The sequence below is a fragment of the Gordonia alkanivorans genome, assembly GCF_004011905.1.
Taxonomy (GTDB): domain Bacteria; phylum Actinomycetota; class Actinomycetes; order Mycobacteriales; family Mycobacteriaceae; genus Gordonia; species Gordonia alkanivorans.
Map to the genome: position 1 here is coordinate 3238853 of NZ_CP027114.1, position 19427 is coordinate 3258279.

The 19427-nt window shown below is 67.5% G+C and carries 14 protein-coding genes and 1 pseudogene; 10 read left to right on the forward strand and 5 right to left on the reverse strand.

Annotated features, from left to right (window positions below; all coding sequences use genetic code 11):
• Positions 1-34: 34 nt before the first annotated feature.
• Positions 35-850 (reverse strand): SDR family oxidoreductase, encoded by an 816-nt coding sequence (locus C5O27_RS14735; RefSeq protein ID WP_040003951.1) that lies wholly within the window; start codon positions 848-850, stop codon positions 35-37.
• A 99-nt stretch (positions 851-949) separates the two neighbouring features.
• Here C5O27_RS14735 and C5O27_RS14740 point away from each other — a divergent pair, with 99 nt between their 5' ends.
• Positions 950-2578, forward strand: a complete 1629-nt coding sequence (locus C5O27_RS14740; protein ID WP_006357257.1) for an ABC-F family ATP-binding cassette domain-containing protein — start codon at positions 950-952, stop codon at positions 2576-2578.
• 172 nt (positions 2579-2750) lie between these two features.
• Here C5O27_RS14740 and C5O27_RS14745 read toward each other — a convergent pair whose 3' ends face one another.
• Together C5O27_RS14745 and C5O27_RS14750 are read right to left on the reverse strand one after the other, a co-directional pair.
• Complete coding sequence (locus C5O27_RS14745) at positions 2751-4295, reverse strand: AMP-binding protein (protein WP_006360454.1); 1545 nt, start codon at positions 4293-4295, stop codon at positions 2751-2753.
• Between the two features lie 135 nt (positions 4296-4430).
• Positions 4431-5891, reverse strand: a pseudogene (locus C5O27_RS14750) (GMC oxidoreductase); the annotation flags it as partial.
• 158 nt (positions 5892-6049) lie between these two features.
• On the opposite strand from C5O27_RS14750, the gene C5O27_RS14755 reads away from it, so the two are divergent.
• The gene (locus C5O27_RS14755) at positions 6050-6913 is read left to right on the forward strand and encodes a hypothetical protein (protein ID WP_035751534.1); all 864 of its coding nucleotides are present in this window, start codon (positions 6050-6052) and stop codon (positions 6911-6913) included.
• Positions 6914-6919: 6 nt separating this feature from the next.
• Here the strand turns inward: C5O27_RS14755 and C5O27_RS14760 are convergent, their stop codons facing one another.
• Both C5O27_RS14760 and C5O27_RS14765 read right to left on the reverse strand, forming a co-directional pair.
• Positions 6920-7486 carry a TetR/AcrR family transcriptional regulator gene (locus C5O27_RS14760; protein WP_127963009.1) on the reverse strand — a complete coding sequence of 189 codons (567 nt, stop codon included), beginning with the start codon at positions 7484-7486 and terminating at the stop codon, positions 6920-6922.
• A 15-nt stretch (positions 7487-7501) separates the two neighbouring features.
• Entirely contained in the window at positions 7502-10303 is a 2802-nt protein-coding gene (locus C5O27_RS14765; RefSeq protein ID WP_040004350.1) for an aconitate hydratase, read from the reverse strand.
• A gap of 298 nt (positions 10304-10601) precedes the next feature.
• On the opposite strand from C5O27_RS14765, the gene C5O27_RS14770 reads away from it, so the two are divergent.
• The 8 genes from C5O27_RS14770 (at position 10602) to C5O27_RS14805 (ending at position 19220) form a co-directional block, all read left to right on the forward strand.
• Positions 10602-11231 (forward strand): Rv1476 family membrane protein, encoded by a 630-nt coding sequence (locus tag C5O27_RS14770; RefSeq protein ID WP_006360450.1) that lies wholly within the window; start codon positions 10602-10604, stop codon positions 11229-11231.
• Positions 11232-11600: 369 nt separating this feature from the next.
• Complete coding sequence (locus C5O27_RS14775; RefSeq protein WP_127963010.1) at positions 11601-13133, forward strand: NlpC/P60 family protein; 1533 nt, start codon at positions 11601-11603, stop codon at positions 13131-13133.
• Between the two features lie 142 nt (positions 13134-13275).
• Complete coding sequence (locus tag C5O27_RS14780) at positions 13276-14481, forward strand: AAA family ATPase (protein WP_127963011.1); 1206 nt, start codon at positions 13276-13278, stop codon at positions 14479-14481.
• Entirely contained in the window at positions 14471-15409 is a 939-nt protein-coding gene (locus C5O27_RS14785) for a DUF58 domain-containing protein (RefSeq protein WP_127963012.1), read from the forward strand. The genes C5O27_RS14780 and C5O27_RS14785 overlap by 11 nt, the downstream gene beginning before the upstream one ends.
• A 3-nt stretch (positions 15410-15412) precedes the next feature.
• Positions 15413-16381, forward strand: coding sequence for a VWA domain-containing protein (locus C5O27_RS14790; RefSeq protein ID WP_006360446.1), 969 nt, complete (start codon positions 15413-15415; stop codon positions 16379-16381).
• Between the two features lie 85 nt (positions 16382-16466).
• Positions 16467-17201 carry a 3-oxoacyl-ACP reductase FabG1 gene (fabG1, locus tag C5O27_RS14795; protein ID WP_127963013.1) on the forward strand — a complete coding sequence of 245 codons (735 nt, stop codon included), beginning with the start codon at positions 16467-16469 and terminating at the stop codon, positions 17199-17201.
• Positions 17202-17271: 70 nt separating this feature from the next.
• Positions 17272-18111: an NADH-dependent enoyl-ACP reductase InhA gene (gene inhA, locus C5O27_RS14800; RefSeq protein WP_006868236.1), complete on the forward strand. Its 840-nt coding sequence runs from the start codon at positions 17272-17274 to the stop codon at positions 18109-18111.
• 17 nt (positions 18112-18128) lie between these two features.
• Entirely contained in the window at positions 18129-19220 is a 1092-nt protein-coding gene (locus tag C5O27_RS14805) for a ferrochelatase (protein ID WP_127963851.1), read from the forward strand.
• Positions 19221-19427 lie beyond the last annotated feature (207 nt).

Below are 19427 nucleotides of genomic sequence, written 5' to 3' on the forward strand. Positions count from 1 at the left end.
ATCCTGCCACGAACCGGCGAGAGCCTCCTTCTCGCTAGGCGCCGCCCGTGGCCAGCGTGCCGCCGTCCACGGCGAGGGTCTCGCCGGTGATCCAGGCCGCCTCATCGCTGGCCAGGAAGGCGACCGCGCGGGCGACGTCCTCGGGTTCGCCGATGCGCTTCATCGGATATGCCGCGGCGGCGCGGGCCTCGTTCTCGCCCGCGATCAATCCGGAGGCGAACTTCGTGCGCACGATCGCGGGCGCGATCGCGTTCACCCGGATGTTCGGGCCCAGCTCCCACGCCAGTTCCGCGGTGAGCCGGATCAACGCCGCCTTCGACGTGCCGTAGGCCGCGATCACACCGGTCGACCGGAGACCGGCGACGGAGGAGATGTTGACCACCGCGCCGCCGGTGTCCTTCATGCCCGCCCGGTAGGCCTCCTGGACGAAGCCGAGGGCGGCGACGACGTTGGTGTCGAAGGTCTTGCGGTAGGCGTCCAGATCGGCGTCCATCAGTGGTCCGGCGAGCGGGGCGATCCCGGTGTTGTTGACCAGGATGTGGATTCCCCCGCCCTGCTCGACAGCCGCCGCGACCGCACCCGCCCGGTCGTCGGCGTCCCCGGTGTTGGCGGCGAACGCGGTCACCGCCGCCGACGGCACGGCCTCCCGGATACGCTCGGCGGCCTCGGAGAGCGGCTCCGCCTTACGGCTCGTGATGACGACGGAGGCGCCGCGTCGGGCGAGCTCGGTGGCGATGGCCTCACCGATGCCCCGGCTGGCGCCGGTGACCAGAGCGGAACGCCCCGTCAGGTCGGACGTCTGGGGGAACGAGGACTGGGGAATCGTTGTGGATTGCGTCACGTCTGCCACCGTATCGGTCCACCGTGTCGCCGTGGGGCGACTCCGCGGCGTGGTCTGCGACCCTTTCGTGGACAAACCAGTGGACGCGCGCCGGTAGACTGGTCCGTCGTGATCACCGCGACCGACCTGGAGGTACGAGCGGGCGCTCGGACCCTGTTATCGGCGCCCGGCGACGCCCTCCGTATCCAGCCCGGCGACCGGATCGGCCTCGTGGGCCGCAACGGCGCCGGCAAGACCACGACTCTGCGCATCCTGGCGGGGGAGACCGAGCCCTATGCCGGCACCGTCCGGCGCTCGGGTGAACTCGGCTACCTGCCCCAGGATCCCAAAGAGGGCGATCTGGAGGTCCTCGCCAAGGACCGTGTTCTGTCGGCACGCGGACTCGACGAGATCCTGCGCGACATGGAGAAGCAGCAGGCGCGGATGGCCGAGGCCGCCGATGACAAGCTGCGCGACAAGGCCGTCGCCCGTTATGGACGTCTCGAGGAGCGCTTCGCCGCGCTCGGCGGTTACATCGCCGAATCCGAGGCTGCCCGCATCTGCAACAGCCTGGGTCTTCCGGACCGCGTGCTGAACCAGCCGCTGCGTACCCTCTCGGGTGGCCAGCGTCGTCGCATCGAGCTCGCTCGCATCCTGTTCGCCGCCTCGGACGGCTCCGGGAAGTCCGACACGACGCTCCTGCTCGACGAACCGACCAACCACCTCGACGCCGATTCGATCGCGTGGCTGCGCAGCTTCCTGATGAACCACGAGGGCGGGTTGGTCGTGATCAGTCACGACGTCGAGCTGCTCGCCGACGTCGTGAACCGCGTGTGGTTCCTCGACGCCGTACGCGGCGAGGCCGACATCTACAACATGAGCTGGAAGCGCTACCTCGACGCGCGCGCCACCGACGAACAGCGTCGCCGCCGCGAACGCGCCAACGCCGAGAAGAAGGCCTCCGCACTGCGTGCCCAGGCCGCGAAGCTCGGCGCCAAGGCCACCAAGGCGACCGCCGCCCAGAACATGCTCAAGCGCGCCGAACGCATGATCGACTCGCTCGACGAGGAGCGGGTGGCCGATCGCACCGCGCGGATCCGATTCCCGGAACCGGCCACCTGCGGCAAGACACCACTCATGGCCTCGGGACTGTCGAAGAGCTATGGCTCCCTGGAGATCTTCACCGGCGTCGACCTCGCCATCGACAAGGGCAGTCGCGTCGTCGTCCTCGGACTCAACGGTGCGGGTAAGACCACGCTCCTGAAAATGCTCGCGGGCGTGGAGAAGCCGGACACCGGACAACTCGAACCCGGTTACGGCCTGAAGGTCGGCTACTTCGCGCAGGAACACGACACCCTCGACGACCAGGCCACGGTGTGGGAGAACATCCGCCACGCCGCGCCGGATGCGGGTGAGCAGGACCTGCGGGGACTGTTGGGCGCGTTCATGTTCAGCGGTGCGCAACTCGACCAGCCCGCCGGCACCCTGTCCGGTGGTGAGAAGACCCGTCTCACCCTGGCCGGTCTGGTGTCGTCGGCCGCCAACGTGCTGCTCCTCGACGAACCGACGAACAACCTCGATCCGGTGTCACGCGAACAGGTGCTCGACGCCCTGCGCAGCTACACCGGGGCCGTGGTCCTCGTGACCCACGACCCCGGCGCCGCCGCGGCACTCGATCCGCAGCGGGTGATCCTCCTGCCCGACGGCACCGAGGACCACTGGAGCGACGAGTACCAGGAGATCATCGAGCTCGCCTGACCCCCTTGCTGGCTGATTGAAAGAAGCGACACAATCCTCGCTGCCTGAGGTGCGAGGAGCGCAAGCGACGAGCCACGAAGGCCTGGTGAGACGACGTCGCCAGACCCTTCGTGGCTCGCTCCGCTCGCACCTCAGGGAGCGGTGGCGCGGCAGCTCCCTGAGGGATCGTGAACTAGCCTGCGGGCCAGTACTTCTTGCGCAGTTCGCCCTTGACCAGCTTGCCGGTCGGTGTGCGCGGCAGCTCGTCGACGAAGTCCACCGACCGCGGTGCCTTGTAGGCGGCGATGCTGTCCTTGGTGAACGCGATGAGCTCATCGGCCAGTTCGTCGGAGGGCTCACGACCATCGGCGAGCTGGACACACGCCTTGACGACCTCACCGAGATCCGGGTCGGGAACACCGATCACCGCGACGTCGAAGACCGCCGGATGGTTGATGAGGACGTTCTCGGCCTCCTGCGGGTAGATGTTCACGCCGCCGGAGATGATCATGAAGGCCTTGCGATCGGTGAGGTACAGGTAGCCCTCGTCGTCGACGTAGCCCACATCGCCTGTGGTGGACCAGTTCTCGTGTTCCGGGTGCTGGGCCTTGCGGGTCTTCTCCGGATCGTTGTGGTACCGGAAGGCGACGTCCTCGCGTTCGAAGAAGACCTGTCCGACCTCGCCGACCGGGAGTTCCTTGCCGTCCTCGTCGCAGATGTGGACCACGCCGAGCAGCGGCTTGCCGACCGAACCCGGGTGGTCGAGGGCCTCCTGCGGCCCGATGAAGGTGGCGCCGGCGGCCTCGGTGGACGCGTAGTACTCGTGGATGACTGGACCCCACCACTCGATCATCGCCTTCTTCACCTCGACCGGGCAGGGCGCCGCGGCGTGGACGGCGATCTTGAGGCTGCTGACGTCGTAGGAGTTGCGGACCTCCTCGGGGAGCTTCAGCATGCGGATGAACATGGTGGGTACCCACTGGCTGTGGGTCACCTTGTGGTTCTGGATCGCCGCGAGTGCGGCCTCCGGCTCGAAGCGGTCGAGCATGACCACCGTGCCGCCGACCGAGTTGGTCATGCCGCAATAGCGCAGCGGCGCAGCGTGATACAGGGGAGCGGGGGACAGATACACCGACGAGTCGTCGAACCCGTACATCGGCGCGAAGATGGCTGTGTACATGTCGGGGACCTGATCCACCTGGCCGTCGGGCATCGGGGTCTTGATGCCCTTGGGGCGGCCGGTGGTGCCCGAGGAGTAGAGCATGTCGGTACCGCGCGGCTGATCGGCGCGAGGTTCCGCGGACGCGTTGGCCAGGACCTTGTCGTAGCTGTCGAAGCCCTCGAGGTCACCGCCCCACACGAGACGACGGCCGGTGCCGGTGAGGGCCTCGACCTCGCCCGACCGCGAGACGGCGTCGGCGACCGAGGCGCCGGCGAACAGCACCTGGGCGTTGCAGTCGTCGAGGATGTAGTTGGTCTCGGCCGCGGTGAGGTGGCTGTTGACCGCGGTCACGTACAGGCCGCTGCGCAGTGCCGCCCAGTACACCTCGAAGACATGGAGATCGTTGGCGGACACCACCGCAATGGTGTCGCCGCGCTCGAGACCCAGCGACTCCAGGTAGTTGGCGAGCCGCGTCGAGTTCTCGTCGAGCTGACGGTAGGTCAGCTGTTCGCCGGTGGCGGCACGGATGACGGCGGGCTTGTCCGGAGTGGACTTGGCGAAGACTCCAGGGAACAAGGGTGCACTCCTCAGACGAAGGGAACGTTCACCCCGAACGTCCGTTATCTAACGATCGTTCGGGGTGTTGTGTGTCACAGTACCCTAGGCCTCCCGGCCGATCTCACTGCCTTGTGAGGACGACCCGAGTTGTGCTCAGTGGTTCGCCAGGAACCGATCCATCGTGCGTTCGGCGAGTGCCGTGATCGTCAGCGCCGGGTTCACCAGGCCCACGGCACCCGGTACGAACGAGCCGTCGACGACGTAGAGGTTGCCGTAACCGCGGACCGCCCCGTCCATCGATGCCGCGTCTCCCATCACGACGCCACCGAGCCCGTGGTACGTACCCGCCGAACCGAATCCGACGGCGCGGGTGTAGATCGGGACGCCGTTCGCGGGACGGCCGTGGCGTGCCTCGGTGCGCTGGTGGAACTTCCCGACGAAGGCGGCCGCCTGGCGGTCGACCTTGTTGCGTCCCTCCGGAAACGGATAGTTCAGCTTCGCCGTCCGGCTCGCGTGGTCGAAGTCGACCGTGCCGCGTTCGTCGGTGTGGGTCTGTACGAGGTGGGTGGTCCCGGCCTTGCCCAGGGGCGCCGGAAGCGGAGTGGCCTGATAGACCATCGACATCGGCGTCTCGGTGAGACGGTCCTCGTAGATTCGCGCGTACCCCGGTCCGCCCTGGACCAGTCCGAAATCGTCGGACGGGTTGGTGCGGATCATCAGGAAGTCGCCATTGGTCCCGAACCCGTCGCCGATACGGGGGGAGAGCCGGGGCAGAGTGCCTCTCGCCCGGGCCTCGACGAGCATGCGGGTGGTGTGGAACGAACCCGCCGCCACGAAGAGGTGATCGGCTTCGGCGGTTACCGTCCGGATGGTGCGACCCTGCTCGTCGCGGACCCGGACGGTGACGACGAATCCCGCCCGGCGTGCGCGCGGTCGGATGTCGAAGACCTCGTGCATCGGCTTGATGGTGACGTTGCCCGTCCGCTCGGCGGCGGCGAGGTAGGTCCGGTCGGTCGACTTCTTGGCGCCGCTGTTCACGCCGTAGCTCAACTCGCCGACGATGACCGACGGGCGTTTACGGCCCGCCATCTCGGCGCGCACGATGTCCCAGTCGATCGCGAAATCGAAGAAGTGCGGGGTGGCGCCGTAACGCGCGATCACCTTCAGCCAGGACCTGGGCCCGACATAGTTGGGGTGCCTGAGGATGTCGGCCGGCATCGGTGAGACGCCGAGGGTCCTCTTGGCGCGCGGATAGTAGGTCGAGAGGAGCTCGGAGTAGTTCGCCGCGGCCGGGAAGATGTGCTCGAAGTCCTGACGCCGGGGGACCGGGGTGAAGGATCCGAAAACCAGCGAACCGCCGCCGACGCCGGCCCCTTAGACCGCCTCGATGCCGTTGCCGACCACGTGGTCCAGCACGCCCGGGTAGGGCTCGACGGGGATGGCCGTGGCGCTGTTCGCGCCGGCTCTGTTGCCGAACCAGGCGGCGCGTTTGTCGGGGCTGGAGAAGGCGGCGAAGGTATCGCCGTCGGGGCGGATCGGCCAGCGGCGGCCACGTTCGAACACTGTGGTCGTGAAACCGGCCTCTCCCAGCCGCAGCGCTGCGACCGACCCGCCGCTGGAACCCTAGCTGACCAACTAAGGTAAGGAAGGCCTTACCGATCACCGATGGTGTGGGATGAATCACCACGTACCGGTCAAACACTACAAGCGACCGCCCTGCGCCTGGGGATCGCCTGGGTGGCGGATCGTGTTCGGCGAATACACTCGCGCCAATGGGGGCTTCGCTGGAGATCGATGTGGACCGCAGCAGTGTGGCGATGGGCGATGACGTCGAGTCCCACGCGCGTCGGATGACACTCACTGCCGGTACGGCACTGAGTGTCGTCCTCGAAGCGGCCGCACCCGAGGTCGGTTCCCGTGGTTGGTCCTGGTTGGCGGTCGTCGACGAGCTGGTCGTCGCCGTCTGGTCTGTCGACCACGGCGTACAGATGCTCGTCGACGATCTTCCGGTGACCGCGGACAACGTGCCGCGCCAGATCTTCTACCGGTACTTCCGGCAGATCGATCCGGCGTGGTTGCACCGTCGTCTCGCCGACGGCGCCGAAGCGCACTTCACCGATCTCGAACGCGAGTACCGCCCGATCGGCGACCGACGGCGCGAAGAGGAGGAGCGCCGTCGGGAGCGGGAGATCCGAGCGCGGTGTCTCACGGTCGTATGCGCGGCGGCGTTGCACGAACTCGGCGCCGTATTCGACCTGCACAACGATCGGATGGCACGGTTCGATCTGTTCGGATCATCGTGGCGGGTCCGGCGGTCCGACACCATGACCGTCACCGACTGCGGACAGAACAGATTCCTGTCATCGATCCGACCCGCCGCGGTTGCCGAATGCTGGCTGGTCGCTGCGGTGGGACAGCGGGCGCGACAGGTCCGGGGCCTGCCCCCGGTCCCGGATGACCCCGTAGTGCCGGCGCCGGATCTGAAGCCCATGGGCGCGGGCGTGTTCGGGGAGCCGAGGTGGACGACAAGCGGCGAACCGGTCGTCCAGCTCACGGGGGACGACGCGGTTCGTGCCTATCGGTTGTCGGCGGGCCGGTCGATGACAGAGATCGTTCGGCTGCTGACTGCGGGTTGAGCCAGGTCAGTCCTTGGCCCGCACCGATTCCTCGACGAGGTCGAGGACCTCGTGCAGGTCGTCGGTGGGCTGACCCGACGCCAGTCGGGTGATCAGTCCGTCGAGAACGAGGTCGAGGTACTTCAACAGGACGTCGGTGGGGACGTCGTCGCGGAGGCGCCCGGCCTGGCGGCCTCGTTCGAGACGCCTGAGGGTGGCTTGTTCGAGTTCGGCCGACCGGGCCATCCACTCAGCCCGGAAGCTGTTGTCGGTACGCAACTTTCGCGCGATCTCGAGGCGAGTGCCGAGCCAGTCGAAATCCTCCGGCCGCGTGAGCATGTCACGCATGACCTGCACCAGACCCTCTTCGGCGGCGACATCCGCCATCCGCTCGGCGTCCTCATGCGCGAGCGCGAGGAAGAGCGCCTCCTTGTCCCGGTAGTGGTGGAAGATCGCGCCACGGGACAGGCCCGTGGACTCCTCGATCCTCTTGACGGTCGCACCGTCGTATCCGTACTCCGCGAAGCAATGCCGCGCGCCGTCGAGAATCTCCCGACGACGCGCGGCAAGGCGGTCATCACTGACCTTGGGCACGTCGCGTGCTCCTTGTCAGCCGTTGATCATGTTCCGCAGCACGTACTGCAGGATGCCTCCGTTGCGGTAGTAATCGGCTTCGCCGGGGGTGTCGATGCGGACCTTCGCATCGAACTCCACCTTCGAGCCGTCCTCCTTGGTGGCGGTGACGTGCACGGTCTTCGGGGTCTTGCCCTCGTTGAGTTCCTCGATACCGGCGATGTCGAAGGTCTCCGTGCCGTCGAGGCCCAGCGACTTGTGCGACTCACCCTCGGGGAACTGCAGCGGGATGACGCCCATGCCGATCAGGTTCGAGCGGTGGATGCGCTCGAAGCTCTCGGTGATGACCGCCTTGACGCCCAGCAGGCTGGTGCCCTTGGCCGCCCAGTCGCGCGACGAACCGGTGCCGTACTCCTTGCCGCCGAGGACGACGAGCGGGATGTTCTGCTCGGCGTAGTTCTGCGCGGCGTCGTAGATGAACGACTGCGGTGCACCCTCCTGGGTGAAGTCGCGGGTGTAACCACCGGACACACCGTCGAGCAGCTGGTTCTGCAGGCGGATGTTGCCGAAGGTCGAGCGGATCATCACCTCGTGGTTGCCACGACGGGCGCCCAGCGAGTTGTAGTCCTTGCGAGCCACACCGTTGGCGTCGAGGTACTGCGCGGCGGGGGTGCCGGGCTTGATCGTCGACGCGGGGGAGATGTGGTCGGTGGTCACCGAGTCGCCGAGCTTTGCGAGGACGCGAGCGCCCTTGATGTCGGAGACGGGCGACGGCTCGAGCTGCATGCCCTCGAAGTACGGAGGCTTCCGCACGTAGGTGGACTTCTCGTCCCACTCGAAGGTCTTGCCCGACGGGGTGGGCAGGTTCTGCCAGCGCTCGTCGCCCTTGAAGACGTCGGCGTAGTCGGCGGCGTACTGCTCCGGCGAGATCGACGAGGCGATGGTCGCCTCGATCTCCTCGTTGGTCGGCCAGATGTCCTTGAGGAAGACGTCGTTGCCGTCGGTGTCCTTGCCCAGCGGGTCGTTCTCGAAGTCGAAGTCCATCGTGCCGGCGAGGGCGTAGGCGATGACCAGCGGCGGCGACGCCAGGTAGTTCATCTTCACGTCGGGGTTGATGCGACCCTCGAAGTTACGGTTGCCCGAGAGCACCGCGGTGGCGGTCAGGTCGTTGTCGTTGATCGCCTTCGAGATCTCCTCGGGCAGCGGACCCGAGTTGCCGATGCAGGTGGTGCAGCCGTAGCCGACCAGGTAGAAGCCGAGCTTCTCCAGGTAGGGCCACAGACCGGCCTTCTCGTAGTAGCCGGTGACGACCTGCGAACCGGGAGCCATCGAGGTCTTGACCCACGGCTTGGAGGTCAGGCCCTTCTCGACCGCCTTCTTGGCGAGCAGCGCGGCGCCGAGCATGACCGACGGGTTGGAGGTGTTGGTGCAGCTGGTGATCGACGCGATGGTCACGATGCCGTGGTCGAGGATCATCGAGCCGCGCTCTTCGGAGTCCACGCGCACCGGGTTGGTCGGGCGGCCCTCGGCGCCGTTGGCGGCCGAGTGCAGGGGCTCCGCGTCATCGTCGGCGAAGGTCAGCGTGGCGGGGTCGGAGGCCGGGAAGGTCTCCTCGACGGCCTCGTCGAGCTTGGTGTGAGCCGGGCTGTTGCCGTTCTCGACGTAGTTGTGGATGTCCTTGCGGAAGGCGTTCTTGGCGTCCCACAGTTCGATGCGGTCCTGCGGGCGCTTGGGACCGGCGATCGACGGGACGACTTCGGCGAGATCGAGCTCGAGGTACTCCGAGTACACGGCCTCCTCGGCGTCCTTCTCCAGCCACATGCCCTGTTCTTTGGCGTAGGCCTCCACGAGGGCGAGCGTCTCCTCGCTGCGGCCGGTGAGCCGCAGGTACTTCACGGTCTCTTCGTCGATGGGGAACATCGCACAGGTCGAACCGAACTCGGGGCTCATGTTGCCGATGGTGGCGCGGTTGGCCAGCGGCACCTCGGCGACGCCGTTGCCGTAGAACTCGACGAACTTGCCGACCACACCGTGCTTGCGGAGCATCTCGGTGATGGTGAGGACCACGTCGGTCGCGGTCACGCCGGGCTTGGTGGAACCGGTCAGCTTGAAGCCGACCACGCGGGGGATGAGCATCGAGACCGGCTGGCCGAGCATCGCGGCCTCGGCCTCGATACCGCCGACGCCCCAGCCCAGGACGCCGAGACCGTTCTCCATCGTGGTGTGCGAGTCGGTGCCGATGCAGGTGTCGGGGTAGGCGACGCCGTCACGGACCATGATCGAACGCGCGAGGTGCTCGATGTTGACCTGGTGGACGATGCCGGTGCCCGGCGGAACGACGCGGAAGTCGTCGAAGGCGCCCTGGCCCCAGCGGAGGAACTTGTAGCGCTCCTCGTTGCGCTGGTACTCGATCTCGACGTTGCGCTCGAAGGCCTGGGCGTTGCCGAAGGCCTCGATGATCACGGAGTGGTCGATGACCATCTCGGCGGGCGCGAGCGGGTTGACCTTGTCCGGGTCACCGCCGAGCTCCTTGACGGCGTCGCGCATCGTGGTGAGGTCCACGATGCAGGGCACGCCGGTGAAGTCCTGCATGATCACGCGGGCCGGCGTGAACTGGATCTCGATGCTCGGTTCGGCACTCGGATCCCAGTTCGCCAGGGCCTCGATGTGTTCCTTGGTGATGTTGGCGCCGTCCTCGGTACGGAGGAGGTTCTCGGTCAGCACCTTGAGGGCGTAGGGGAGTTTCTCGGCGCCCTTGACGGCGTTCAGGCGGTAGATCTCGTAGCTGTTGTCGCCGACGTCCAGCGTGCCGCGGGCGCCGAAGGAATTGATACTCACGTCTAAATCCACTCTCCTCGTGTACCGACGGGCTGCGTCGGCAATGCTCGATGAATTTCTGAACCCGGCGGGCTGCACCGGTGCCATCGGATGTCCGCGAGGCGACCCGCGACAACATCGTCCAGTCTAACAGTACGTGCGTACTGTCCAAGCGGGGTGTCGACGACACGCCGTCGACGACTCACGCTGTGGGCGAATACCCGGACGAGACCATTGTGTCGTACCGTGCAGGTCGAAGTCCGGCGAGCGTCCGCTTTGCTCGCCGCGGGGTGTTACCGACAGACAGGGGTGAGGACAGATGGGTCCCGAGCCGACGATGATGGTGCTGGCCGCACCCGCGGAGAACACCGAACTCACCGGGCTCGTCGGCGTCGACATGGCGCAACTGTCGCGCGACATCGCCGACGACGGGGTCGCCGGCGCCACGCCTGAGCAGGTCCCGGCGATGCTCGAGGTCATCGAGTACGCCAAGAGTAAGGGCCAGGACTTCAGCTTCGTGGTCGTCGACCAGGTCCAGCCTCGGTTCAGCCTCTACCGCGACATCGCCAATCAACTCCAGGAGCAGGTCGGCGGCACCGTCATCGTCCTCGGACCGAACTCGGTGGGCAGCTCCTCGCCGGAGTTCAGCCGCGTCATCCAGGAGCAGGCGACGCAGAACCTGACCCTGACCGACCCGCCCGGGGCGGCCCGGCAGATGGTCGACTCGATGACCGATTCGCACATCGATTGGACCGTCGTCGGTCTGCTCCTCATCCTCGTCGTCGTCCTCGGTGCGGTCGGTGCGCGATTCCGCACGCGGCGCGCCCGCGCGGCGGCCGTGACCGGTGCGCTCGGTCCCGTGACCCCCACCGGGGCGGGTACCGCGTCGTCCGACGACGCGGACGCCCCTCGCGACGCGACCCCGGCCGACTCGTCGGCCTCCACCTGACCTCTCATCTGGTCGTACCCGGGCGTCGCTGACGACCGCTTCCCGCGGTACGGCGGCGCCGGCGTCGTCGTGTGGCGCCCGATCCGGTTCGTCTACCGGTTTGTTGCGAATTCGAGACCTGGGCCATGGTGGTGAACTATCTGCAGTTCACAGCATTTTCCCAGGTAATCACCTCTTTGTAATTCATAATTTCCGGTTTTCTCGTGTGGTTGATGTGACGTACGGTTCTGATGTCGCATGTGTGACCTGTGTTTCCTGCAGGGGCGGATGCGACGAATGTTCAGGGTGTGGTCGGGGCGGCCCACAGCGGCCGTTCGATCGACATCCGGGGATCGGACAGGTCCTCGGAAGGAACCGCGAGGAGTTCAGGTGAGGCGACTTAGAACAGGTGCGTCCTGGCCGGCGCGCGTCACGGCGGCCATGGCTGCCGTTCTCATCTGTGCGGTCGGCGCCGGTCATGCCGTCGCGACCCCGAAGAAGGCGCCCGAGTCGCCGGTGAGCGGGCTGATCAACGAGATCGCCTCGGTGAACCAGGACATCGCCGACCTCGACGAGGCACTCGCGGTCCGGCAGGAGAACGTCAACCGCGCGATTGTCGACTTTCAGAACTCGCTCGCCCAGCGGCGGCTGGCGACCGTCGCCGCCCGCGGCGCGCGCACCGAGCTCGACCGCGCCGGCCAGGCCGTCACCGAGGCGCAGAAGGCCTTCGACAACTTCGTCCGACTCGCGTATCAGCAGGGCCCGGAGCAGGGTTCGATGTCGAACTACGTCGCGTCCCCGGACCCCCAGGCGGTCCTCGACCGGATGAAGCTTCTCGACCAGGTCGGCAAGAAGCAGCAGGAGACCATCCGTCGTCTCCAGGTCGCCCGCAACCAGAAGGCCAACCGCCTCGCCGCGGTCGAGGCGACCCGGCGGCAGGCGGCGTTCGCCGCCAAGAGCGCCGATCAGCGCAAGCGTGACGCACTGAGCGCGGTCACCGAGGCCAAGACCGCCATCGCCGACCAGCAGGAGCGCAAGTCCTCGCTGGTCGCCAAGCGTGATCGCGTGCAGAAGAAGATCGACTCGATCCGCGGATACGTGCCCAAGAAGCAGGCCGCCGGACCGTCGACCCGTGACCTGCTGAAGAACATCTTCCCGGCGGCCCCGACCCTCCCGGACCTGCCGACGACCAACGTCTCCGACAACGAACTGCTCGCGATCGCGGCGCGTGCCGCCGCCCGGATCGCCGTCGACGTGGGTTCCGCGGCTCTCGGCATGGGCCTCGACATGGGTTCGCAGATGCTCTCGACGATCATCGGCGAGCAGCGGCTTCCGCAGTCCGAACTCCTCAACGAGCTCGGCCTCGGAGGCATGGACCTCACCGGCAGCAGCGGCAACGACAGCCTGAGCTCCCGGCTGGGTTCGGGAAGCCTCGGCTCCCTGTTCGGCGGCTCCGGCGGCGGTGGCGGCTCCGGCGGCATGGTGCGGCCGGGTCTGCGCGGCCCACAGGCGGTCGAGATCGTCGTCAACCGTGCACTGTCGCAGCTGGGCGTCACCTATGCCTGGGGTGGAGGCGACGTCAACGGTCCGACGCAGGGCATCCGCGACGGCGGCGTCGCCGACAGCTACGGCGACTACCGCAAGGTCGGCTTCGACTGCTCGGGTCTGATGATCTACGCCTTCGCCGGTGTCGGCATCGAACTGCCGCACTACACGGGCTACCAGTACACCTCGGGACCGCACTTCCCGCTCTCGCAGATGCGTCGCGGCGACATGATCTTCTACGGCCCGAACGCGAGCCAGCACGTAGCGCTCTACCTCGGTGACAACAAGATGGTCGAGGCCCCGCAGTCCGGCTCCGTCGTCAAGGTGTCGCCCCTGCGCACCAACGGTGCGATGCCCAACGTGGTCCGGCTGCTCTGAGAACGTCCGAACGACGGGCCGCGCATCTTCTTGGCGCCTTTTCAGTTCGCACGGCTAGGCTGGCACAAGCACGCGGGGGTGTCTTCGGCCCCGATGTGGCCACACCAGTGAGCAGCAGAGTTCAGACGAACAGGAGCACGGGTTGACCGAATCGCACTCCCTCGACAAGGCGGCCACGGGGGACCCGGCCGCGGCAGGCGCCGACTCGTCGGTGCTGAGCGACGCCGACGTCGCCCTGCTCGAGCGGGCCATCTACGAGGTCAAGCGCGTCATCGTCGGTCAGGACCAGCTCGTCGAGCGGATTCTCGTGGGCCTGCTCGCCCGTGGCCACATCCTCCTCGAAGGTGTCCCGGGTGTCGCGAAGACGCTCGCGGTGGAGACCTTCGCCAAGGTCGTCGGCGGTTCTTTCTCCCGTGTGCAGTTCACCCCCGACCTGGTGCCCACCGACCTCATCGGTACGCGTATCTACCGCCAGGGCCGTGAGGAGTTCGACACCGAACTCGGTCCGGTCGTCGCGAACTTCCTCCTCGCCGACGAGATCAACCGCGCGCCCGCCAAGGTGCAGTCCGCGCTCCTGGAGGTCATGGCCGAGCGGCACGTGTCGATCGGCGGCAAGACCTACGCGATGCCCGACCCGTTCCTCGTGATGGCGACGCAGAACCCCATCGAGAACGAAGGTGTCTACCCGCTGCCCGAAGCGCAGCGCGACCGCTTCCTGTTCAAGGTGCTCGTCGACTACCCGTCGGTCGAGGAAGAGCGGGAGATCGTCTACCGGATGGGCAACGTCCCGCCGACGGCCTCGCAGGTCCTCGACCCCGCGGCGATGCTGCGTCTGCAGAAGACCGCCGCGAACGTCTTCGTCCACCACGCGCTCGTCGACTACGTCGTTCGCGTCATCAACGCGACGCGCCGTCCGGCCGAGCTCGGTCTCTCCGACGTCGCGTCGTGGCTGTCCTACGGTGCCTCGCCGCGTGCGACGCTCGGCATCGTGGCCGCGGCTCGTGCGCTCGCGCTGGTCCGTGGACGCGACTACGTCATCCCGCAGGACATCGTCGAGATCATGCCCGATGTCCTCCGCCACCGCCTGGTGTTGTCCTACGACGCCCTGGCCGACGAGATCGACGCCGATCAGGTGATCACCCGGGTGCTGCAGACCGTCGGACTCCCGCAGGTCGGTGCGCAACCGGTGCAGTCGTCGTACCCGGCGGCACCTCAGGGCCAGGGGCAGGCCGGCGCGCCCCGGGCCGGTGCGTCCCAACCGGCCACTCAGGGCGCCAACGGCTATGCCGGACAGCAGGTTCCGCAGGGTTCCGGTCCCGTGAACCCGAATGCGCGGTATGGCGGCTAATCGCGACCTGCCGAGCCTCGGTGCCGGGCTGCTCGAGGAGCCCCAGCTCACCGCGGCTCTGAAGATGTTGGAGCTCACCGTTCGTCGCAAGCTCGACGGCGTGCTGCAGGGCGAGCACCTCGGACTCATCCCCGGCCCGGGTTCGGAACCGGGGGAGGCGCGTACCTACCAGCCGGGCGACGACGTCCGTCGGATGGAGTGGTCGGTCACCGCCCGCACCACCCAGCCGCATGTGCGCCAGATGATCGCCGACCGCGAGCTCGAGACGTGGCTCGTCGTCGACGCGTCGGCGAGCCTCGACTTCGGCACCGTCGGGTGTACCAAGCGCGACCTCGCAGTGGCCGCGGCCGCGGCGATCGTGCACCTCACCACCGGCGGCGGCAACCGGCACGGGGCGCTCGTGGTGACCGGTGACGACGTCGTCCGGGTGCCCGCGCGAGCCGGACGCGCCCACGCCCAGAACCTCCTCAAGGCGATCGCGACGACGCACCGCAGTGCGCCCGGCGTCCGCGGCGATCTCAAGGCCGGTATCGAGGCGCTGCGCCGTCCGCAGCGGCGCCGCGGTCTCGCGGTCGTGATCAGCGACTTCCTCGGGCCGATCGACTGGGAACGCTCGCTGCGTGCCATCGGCGCCCACCACGAGCTGCTGGCGGTCGAGGTGCTGGACCCGCGCGACCTCGAGCTGCCGGCGATCGGCGAGGTCACCCTGGCCGACGCCGAGTCGGGGGAGATCCACGACGTGACCGTCACCGAGGACCTGCAACGCGACTTCGCCGCCGCCGCCCGCGCCCATCAGCAGCGCGTGCACCGGACGCTGCGCAGTTGCGGAGGAGCGACGCTGTCACTCCGCACCGACCGCGAGTGGATCACCGACACCGTCAAGTTCATCGCCCGGCGACGACGCGGCCTCGCCGCCGGGGTGGGGTAGCCCATGCTGTCCAGCCCCTTCTGGTTGTTGCTGCTGCTCGTCGTGGCCCTACTCGGTGCTGCGTACGTGTACATGTTGCGTCGCCGCAGGCAGCGGGCGCTGACCTTCGCGAACCTCGATCTCCTGAAGTCCGTCGCTCCCGCCGACCGCAACCGGCTGCGCCACGTGCCGATCGCGCTGCTGATCATCTCGCTGATCCTGTTGACGGTGGCTCTGTCCGGACCGCAGGCCGACCGCAAGGTCCCGCGCAACAAGGCGACGGTGATCCTCGTGATGGACGTGTCCCGGTCGATGAACGCGACCGACGTCTCGCCGTCACGCATCAAAGCCGCGCAAGAGGCGGCGAAGAAGTTCGCCGACGAGCTGACCGAGGGCATCAACCTCGGCCTGATCTCCTTCGCGGGCACCGCGGCGAGTCTGGTCTCGCCGACCCCGGACCACAACGCGACCAAGGTCGCCGTCGACAAGCTGAGACTCGACGACAAGACGGCGACCGGCGAGGGCATCTTCGCGGCCTTGCAGCAGATCAGCACGCTCAACGCCGTTCTCGGCGGCGGAGAGGCGGCCCCGCCGGCGCGGGTCGTGCTCCTGTCGGACGGCAAGGAGACCGTGCCCGACGATCCCGACGACCCGCGCGGCGCCTTCACCGCGGCACGGAAGGCCAAGGAGGAGAAGATCCCGGTCTCCACGATCTCCTTCGGCACCCGGACGGGCACCGTCGAACTCGAGGGTGATCGCGTGCCGGTCCCCGTCGACGACGATTCGCTGCGCAAGATCGCGAACCTCTCCGGCGGAGACTTCTTCACCGCGGCGAGTCTCGACGAGCTCAACAAGGTCTACGAGAAACTGCAGAACGAGATCGGCTACGAGACACGACGCGGGGACAACTCGAAGCCGTGGCTGATCGCGGGTACGTTGTTCGCGCTGGTCTCGGCGTTTGCAGCCCTCGCGATCAACCGCAGGCTGCCCTGACCCGACCCCGGGCCCGGGCCACCGGCAGCCACGTCCGACGACCACCGCGACGCCGACCCAAACAGAACGGATAGGTTAGACACCCATGACGGCATCCAGCAACGAAGCGCAGAACCCTTCCCGTTCGGTCCTGGTGACCGGCGGCAATCGCGGGATCGGCCTCGCCGTGGCCCAGCGCCTGGCCGCCGACGGCCACAAGGTCGCGGTCACGCACCGCGGCTCCGGCGCCCCCGAGGGACTGTTCGGCGTGAAGTGCGACGTCACCGACTCCGAGTCGGTCGACGCGGCCTTCGCCGAGGTCGAGGCCCACCAGGGTCCGGTGGAGATCCTCGTGGCCAACGCGGGCACCACCGACAACATGCTGCTCATGCGACTGTCCGAGGAGTCCTTCGAGAAGGTCCTCGACGCCAACCTCACCGGCGCTTTCCGCTGCGCGAAGCGCGCCACCAAGGGAATGCAGCGCGCCAAGTGGGGCCGCATGATCTTCCTCGGCTCGGTCGTCGCGATGTCGGGTATCCCCGGCCAGGTCAACTACGCGGCGTCCAAGGCCGGTCTCATCGGCATGGCGCGTTCGATCGCCCGTGAGATCGGATCGCGCAACATCACGTCCAACGTCGTCGCGCCGGGCTTCATCGAGACCGACATGACCGCGGCCATGGAGGATCGCTACATCGAGATGGCCAAGCAGGCCATCCCGCTGGGCCGTACCGGCAAGCCGGAGGACGTCGCCGCCGCGATCAGCTTCCTCGCCTCCGACGAGGGCGGCTACATCTCCGGCGCGGTCATCCCGGTCGACGGCGGCATGGGCATGGGCCACTGACCCTGCGGGTCACCACCGCCCGTCGGCCACACCACATCTCAATCAACGTCGATCTCAGGAGCACATCTTCGTGAGCGGAATCCTGGACGGGAAGACCGTCCTCATCACGGGCATCATCACCGATGCGTCGATCGCCTTCCACGCGGCCGCCATGGCGCAGGAGCAGGGCGCGACGGTGATCATCACCGGTATCCCGGAGCGGCTTCGGCTGATCGACCGGATCGCCAAGCGCCTGCCGAAGGAGGTGCCGCCGGCCATCGGTCTCGACGTCACCAGCGAGGAGGACCTCGAGTCGCTCGCCGGCAAGATCCGCGAGATCGCCCCGCAGGGCATCGACGGTGTTATGCACTCGATCGCGTTCGCACCGCGCACCCTGATGGGCCCGGAGGCCAAGCCGTTCCTCGAGGGCCCAGGCCCGGACGCCGCCAAGGCGTTCGAGATCTCGGCCTGGAGCTATGCGTCGCTGGCCCGCGCCGTGCTGCCGGTCATGAACGAGGGCGGCTCCATCGTGGGTATGGACTTCGACCCGCGCACCGCCATGCCGTACTACAACTGGATGGGCGTGGCCAAGGCCGCCCTCGAGTCGGTGAACCGGTACGTGGCGCGAGAAGTGGGCAACGCCAAGAACATCCGCTCCAACCTGGTCGCCGCCGGACCCATCAAGACCCTCGCGGCCAAGGCCATCGCCGGCACCGCGACCGATGACGCCAAGCAGCTCAACATGCTCAACGAGTACTGGGACGGCGCGTCGCCCATCGGCTGGGACGTCGACGACCCGACCGTGGTCGCCAAGTCGGTCTGTGCGCTGCTGAGCGACTGGCTGCCCGGCACCACCGGTTCCATCGTCTACGTCGACGGCGGCGCCAGCCACAACACCTGGTTCCCGGAGGGCATGACCTCCGGGTCGTGAGCCCGGGGAGAGACGCCGTGGAGACCGCCTTCGATTCCGTCCTGTTCCTGTCCTTCGGTGGTCCCGAGGGCCCCGACGAGGTCATGCCCTTCCTGGAGAACGTGACCCGGGGCCGGGGTATCCCGCGCGAACGCCTGGAATCGGTGGCGGAACACTATCTGCACTTCGGCGGGGTGTCGCCGATCAACAGGTTGAACCTGGACATGATCGACGGCCTCCGCGCCGATCTGGCACGCCGCGGTCTCGATCTGCCGGTGTACTTCGGCAATCGCAACTGGCACCCCCTGGCCGAGGACACCCTGGCCGAGATGTACCGGGCCGGGCATCGTCGCATCCTGGTCTTCCCGACATCCGCCTGGGGTGGCTACTCGGGGTGCCGTCAGTACCACGAGGACATCGACCGGTCCCTCAAGGCACTCGCCGATCGTGAGCCCGGGTCCACGACGCCCGAGGGTGCCGTGGTGCTCCGCAAACTGCCGCAGTACTGGTCGCATCCGGCATTCACCGCGGCCGGAGCCGACGCCGTCCGTCGCGCCATCGAGAAGCTCGGCGAGTCCGAGGACCCGGTGCGGCTGGTGTTCACCGCGCACTCCGTCCCGAGCTCGGCCGACGCCGCGTCCGGACCGGCTGCCGAGGGCGGTGGTCTCTACTCGCGCCAGGTGATGGCCGCGTCGCAGGCCGTTGCCGACGCACTCGGCGTCGACGACTTCGACCAGGTCTGGCAGTCGCGGTCGGGCCCCCCGCAGATCCCGTGGCTCGAACCGGACATCTGCGATCACCTGGAAGAACTTGCGGCGCAGGGTGTTCGCCGGGTTGTGGTCTATCCCGTCGGATTCATCTCCGATCACCTCGAGGTGATCTGGGACCTCGACAACGAGGCAGCCGAGACGGCGCAGCGACTCGGGATGGACTACGTGCGGGCCGACACCGTCGGCACTGATCTGCGCTTCGTCGAGATGATCGGCGAAATCGTGGAGAACTACGTCGGCGGCGTCGGCGATCTCGCTGCGATGGGCTGCGGCGACAACGGTCGGGTGTGTCGAGACCGTTGCTGTGTGCCCGCCGCACGGCCGTCGCGGCCGTCGGCCCACGCATCTGACGGCACGTAGAGACAGCTGATCTCAAGCCCATTGTTAACGATCGTTTCGATGAGTTCGTTGAATCATTCGCGATGATAACAATCGGATAACAGGAGTCGTCATATATGGCTCCGTTGTTCGACAGATGACATTCTGTGGATACGCTGCCTCCCCCCGGGCAGCGATTACCAGAGAGAGAGAAATCTGCAATGGCAGATGGACCAATCGAATTGGACG